This window comes from Cellvibrio sp., from assembly GCF_053579595.1.
In genome coordinates, this window is the sequence record NZ_JBRFPI010000286.1 from 1 (window position 1) to 5868 (window position 5868).

Annotated in this window: 3 protein-coding genes; 2 read left to right on the top strand and 1 reads right to left on the bottom strand. The window is 48.4% G+C overall.

All coding sequences use genetic code 11. The features are described 5' to 3' along the window. The first annotated feature begins 343 nt into the window (after positions 1 to 343). Positions 344 to 1927 carry a hypothetical protein gene (locus ACWA6V_RS15795; RefSeq protein ID WP_449523388.1) on the top strand — a complete coding sequence of 528 codons (1584 nt, stop codon included), beginning with the start codon at positions 344 to 346 and terminating at the stop codon, positions 1925 to 1927. A gap of 58 nt (positions 1928 to 1985) precedes the next feature. After that, complete coding sequence (locus ACWA6V_RS15800; RefSeq protein ID WP_449523389.1) at positions 1986 to 4385, top strand: hypothetical protein; 2400 nt, start codon at positions 1986 to 1988, stop codon at positions 4383 to 4385. Between the two features lie 68 nt (positions 4386 to 4453). On the opposite strand, the gene pdxR is transcribed toward ACWA6V_RS15800, so the two are convergent. Next, the coding region (gene pdxR, locus ACWA6V_RS15805; protein ID WP_449523390.1) for a MocR-like pyridoxine biosynthesis transcription factor PdxR at positions 4454 to 5868 on the bottom strand (1415 nt) is incomplete at its 5' end.

Sequence of the window (5868 nt, forward strand, 5' to 3'; positions counted from 1 at the left end):
GCTATTTTTTGCTGCCAAAAAATTAACAAGCGATATCAAAGGGTTGATGCAATTGGAGAGAGTTTTTAACGCGCGCTCTAATTATATGTAGAGCATTATTTTTAGTATGCCTAAGCCTACAACAAAATTAGCGACCACTGTAAATTCAACATCAAAATTGTGATCCACATGTGTAGCAGCAACACGCGCGCGCAAGTGCGATGTGTGAATATTTCACAAAGCACAAGGCTCTTTCCTCACAACGAATATTTATCCGCAAGAGTAACCTGAAAATCTCGGGAACTCCGGGACATAACGATATGGCTCGTTGTGTTTTCGCGATTCAATCAAAAGGAGATTTTTTATGTTGAACTTCGAACTCAAATTTGCCGGTAATCAATTCGCTGAAATCCTCTTTAAAATTCCCTGCAAACAAAACATTCTTATGGTTGCCGACGGCAGCCTGAGTTTTGGTACTGCGGGCTTTGGCCTTTCCGAATTTGTCGGTATTGTCAAAAGCGCTGGCCATACGGTGGCAACAGCACATCGTACAGGCGGAGGGGTTGCAGCCACCATTGCCGGTAATTTTAATTTTGCAACCGCTGCTACTCCGGTGAATCGCACCAACTACGACCAACTGTGGCTCTTTGGTTTTAGTGCAACAGCAATTAGTGCACCGGAACAAACAACCATTGCACAATTTATGCAAGCCGGTGGCGGCGTGTTTGCTACAGGTGATCATGAAACCTTGGGGGCTGGCATGGGCGCCAATTTGCCTCGCGTACGCAGGATGCGCAATTGGGCGACGGTACCCATGGCAACCGTTAATCGGCACGATACCGTGCTGGAATCCGGCAGCGATGGCATCAAACAATTTGAAGATCAGGGCGACGCAATTCCACAGCGAATCTTCCCGGTATTTTTTTCCAACGGTGGCCCTGCCGATATTGCATCAAGCTGGAATGTGCACCCGGTACTGCGCCATGAATCAGGCGGGGTCGATTACCTACCCGACCACCCCCATGAAAGTGAATGCCTTGAGCCCGTACCTGTAGCCGGTAATTTTGCAGGCGTAGAAGAATGGCCGGCGGCAAGTGGGGTGCGCATTGCACCGCAGGTGGTTGCCGTTTCTATTTCCGCCGGGCGATTTGTAGCGAGCGGTGCACCTACCGCATCGGGCACCAAACCGCCAGTGAAGCCGCGCTCCTTTGGTGCTATTTCTGCTTACGATGGCGACGCCGCCAATGTGGGCAGAATTGTATGCGATGCAACCTGGCACCATTTTGTGAACGTGAATCTCAATGGTTCGGGCTCTGGTCGTAGCGGCTTGTATGTTGCGGGAAATCCGACCCCGGAATATTTAAAAATCCAACGCTACTATTTAAATACTGTGCGCTGGCTTGCACCCAAAAACCGTCGCTCCTGCTGGCCATTTTTACAAGTAGCCCTCACCCGTTTCGATTTAGAAATTGCCGAGTTGCGCCTGCCCCTGCCCCACCCCTGCCCTTGGGACCCGCTCCTGAAAATTGGCTTGGTAGCAGAAGAGGTAATTACGCGGCAGTGGGGGTTTGGCGCTGTGGCAGAAATTGTGGATGACCTTGTCGCCAGCAGTGATGCAAATCCAGCGCTGGCGCAATTAGTCAAAGCGCAGCAGGAGCTGGCACTCACAGGCGACAACACCAAAGAAGCCGACCCCTCGCTGCTACCCCTGCAAAACATTCGCCGCGTTATTTTAGGTTCTATTGTCAATCAGCTCGCACACAAATTGCCTGAGGATGAAACAAAACTGGCGACCATGTTTAAGCGGGCACAACCAAAATTGGTTGATACGGTAATTGCAGAAGCGATTGATAACGCCGAACAAGCCATTGGCGATTATTTGCAACGCGCGCTGAAACAAACAACAGCTATAGCAAAAGCCATTCAAGGAAAAAGAATAGCTAAATAATTTGGTAAGTTGCACAACGAAATTTTATGGGTATCGATTCACTTTAAGGAGAGACGCTATGAAATCGTTAAAAGAAATAACCGGCAAGTTGCTCGAGTTGCTTTCATCACCCATGGTGTCGACTCTGGTGATTTCATCAGTGGTGCTGCCATCATTGGCAGTGTCGCTACTGCTCTTGTCATCGCTACTTGCAACACCGGCATTTGCAACACCACCTGACCGTCCTGTTGCCGCCGTACCCGAGTCGATCGAAAAAATTACCTCGCTCAAAGCCGCAAAAGGTAGCTTCACTGTACCCATTCGCGTGACTGTGAATGATGCACGCATCAATGAAGTGGTCATTAACATAAGCGATACAACCACTCTTCCTGCAAAAAAAATTGGTGAAGTAACGCGTACGAAAATTGCCAATGAAAAGCAGCGAGTTAAAGATACGGTTGTCAATACAATAGTGCCAACATTCAGCCAAGCGGGAATTTACAAAATAGAGCTGGAAATTGGTGATGCTAAAGGTGTGGTCTATGACCGGGTTATTTTTTATCAGGAAGTCTCTGAAAAAAAACAAGCCAGGCTATTCACCCAGAAACAATGGCGGGAAATACGGCAGAAAAAACGCTCTGAAGATTTTACTAAAATGAAATCGGTACGCGCATTTTCCGGCAGTTTGAACAGTGTGGATAACACTACTCTGGCGCGTATAGTTACCGATAAAAATCGCGCAGTATTGTTGGCCCGGGCTGATAAAGAGCTGGGGCAAGATGCAAAACACGTTATTGATTCGAGCCAAACCGCCTGGCGCAACCGCGATCCGGTAACAGTCAACGGGCGAATTGTATTTACGGATTTTGATGGCTCCGTAAAACCACTGGTCAATGCGGGTATTTATCTGTACGACGACGACACCTTTGGCGATGAATTCCTCGAATCGGTCGCCACTAATGGTAATGGTGAATACAGCATCAGTGTCAATAATGATGATGGCTGGTTGCAAAACGGCCGTGACCTTTACATCAAATTAAAATTGCGCAATACCCGCTGGCGGGTACACGATGGCGGCGATTATGAGTGGGCATCCAGCGTGCGCAACGATTTAAATGAAGGTACCGTCGTCAATTTCGGAACCCTGACACCCAGCGATGATATGGAGGCGGCACAAATATTTTCGTTTATGGATCGCGCCTGGCAACATATAACCAGTGTCGGTGGTCGCGATCCGGGTTTCGTTGAAGTTGATTATCCAAGCTCAGGAGATTTTTATAACGGCCAGATAAACTTGTCAGCGTCCACTAACCGTGCTCCTGATATCGCCATTCACGAATACGGCCATTTTTTAATGGATGCCGCCTATCCCGGTGGTGACCCCAGCCCTGGCGGCGCACACAACTTTGGCGATGCAGTACAAGATGAGCGGCTGTCATGGAGTGAAGGTTGGGCAAGCGCATTTATGTTAAGCCTGTGCAATGACGGCCAATACAATTGGGATGAAGGCACTACTGAAGGTGCGGGGGAGTGGCCCAGCTGCACCAATCAAAATGATGCTGGCGGCCAGGCATTAGAATTGTATTCCGGTACAAATCGCCTGGGGGAAAAACAGGAGGCAAGGGTTGCCGCAGCGCTACTGGATCTGATGGATTCCAACAACGATAACAATGGTGGCAGTGAAGACCGTGGACGCAATAGTTTAAGTGATGACAACACACCTAACCGTGTGTCACTGGAAACTATTTACAATCAAACCATGTGGGATTCCGGCCACAATAATATGTTGCAGTATTGGACATCCCTTTCTGGTGAACTCAGCGGTGCAACCTGGACAGATGCCAACGAAATACTGCGCTACAACTGGATGTCTATATCAGCACCTATCGATATTAGCTGTGTGGCGTCAAAGGTGGCGGCTGCGGAGTTTAAAGATTATCCCGTCGTCATCACCGATTTGCGCAATTTTCGCGACCAGGCGCTAAAACCCTTGGCGAAAGGCCGTCAACTTATGCAACTTTATTATCGCCATAGTCCCGAGCTAGCTACACTCTTGATTGGCGATAAAAATGGGCGCTCGCATGCGGCACAGATAGTGCGACATTTTTCCAGTTTAGGTGCAGCAGCGAAAAATCATGCTCAACTTGAAAAAATTGCAGCAAGCAATGAGCCATTGATTAGCCCTACCATTGATAAATCGATTAGCTATTTATTCCGGCTAATCGAGCAAAAAGGCAGCCGCGAATTGCAAAGCGATTTAAAAGTAGTGCTCGCTGAATATCGCACTATTGCAAAAATGAACTTTGCAGAAGCCTTAGTCTATGCAGAGTCATTACCGCAAGCGGAAACACAAAAGGAATTACCCCCCATCAACCAACAGGATTTAGCGCCCGCGAGCCGTAAAGTTGATTGGGAACTTATCAAACGCAACCTATCACCACAATCAGGCATAAACACTACTGAAAAAGCAGCTCTTTAGTTATTGTTAATTGCCTGCACAAAAAAACGAGCGCAGCGGTTGCGCTCGTTTTTAACAAGCCATGAAACTCACACTGATAAATATCCACCAATCACATTAGCCAACAACTGAATATAGTTGTCCATCTCCGCTTCTGGCACTTGGGCATAACCCAACATTAAGCCATTACACAAAACACTACCCGTCGCCAACTTGCTCAGCGGTTGGGTATACACACCCTGAACTAATGCGGCCCTACTGATGCTCACATCATTGAGTGCTTCGGGCAGTGCTATTGTTAAATGAATACCGGATGAGCCGCCGTACATTATCGCAACATGACTGAGATGTTTATTAATCGCCGCGACCAAAGCATCGCGTCGCGCTGCATATAAACGGCGCATTTTTTTCAGGTGATTGGCAAAATGACCCGCGCGAAGAAATTCGGCGAGTGCAAGTTGATCGGCACTGCGCCCGCGCAAATGCCCCAGCTTCAACATGCCAGCAAAAGGTTCCACCAACCCTTTTGGCACCACCATATAACCAATACGCAATGCGGGAAATACTGTTTTACTAAAGGTGCCGAGGTAGATTACCGGTGCATCAGCGACTAGCCCCTGCATTGCTGGCAACGGCGGACCATCGCGACGGAATTCGCTATCGTAATCATCTTCAATAATTAGCGAGCCGTGTTTTTTAGCTGACTCAATTAGTGTGATCCGACGATCAATACTCATCACACTGCCGAGCGGAAACTGATGCGATGGTGTTGTATAAATTAATTTGGGCGTGAATATTTCCCACTCTTCTTTAGTCGGCGAAATGCCGTCTACATCTACCGCGATGCCGCGCACATTCAGTTCTGCTGCTTTTAATGATTGAAATGCACCACCGTAACCGGGATTTTCAATCCAGACGGTATCGCCCGCACTTGCCAATGCATGCGCGCAAATACCCAGACTCTGTTGTGTACCGTCAGTAATAAAAATTTGCTCCGCGCTACAAATTACTCCGCGCGTGCTGGTGAGATGTTCAGCAATGGCCGCACGCAATATTGGTTCGCCTGCGGCATTCGCATAATCGAGTTGTTGAAAATTGATTTCCCGCCACACACGTTCCAAACAACGACGCCAGATGGCAATTGGAAAATGCGCTAGCGCTGGCACACCTGACATAAATGCGGTAAATGCACCATGCGGATCAGCGGGCCAAGGCGTTAACTGCGCGCGCGCAGAAAGTTGTTGTGGTTTGGCAACATGTGCATCCACTGGAGAGCGGACCAAGGTTGAAAGATTTGATGCAACTACCGTACTGTGTCCGGTCGATAATAACAGTCCCTCTGTGACTAATTGTTCGTAGGCATAGAGCACGGTATTGCGTGAAATCTTAAGCTCCGCCGCTAACGAGCGGCTGCCCGGTAATTGCGTACCCGCTTTAAGTTGCCCGCGCAAAATAGCATCGCGTAAGCAGTGGTATAAACGGCGCTGCTGTGATTGCTTAACGC

Excerpts from the sequence above, each read along its gene's own strand:
- ACWA6V_RS15800 (WP_449523389.1), top strand. The coding sequence starts at position 1,986 with ATGAAATCGTTAAAAGAAATAACCGGCAAGTTGCTCGAGTTGCTTTCA.
- ACWA6V_RS15795 (WP_449523388.1), top strand. The coding sequence starts at position 344 with ATGTTGAACTTCGAACTCAAATTTGCCGGTAATCAATTCGCTGAAATC.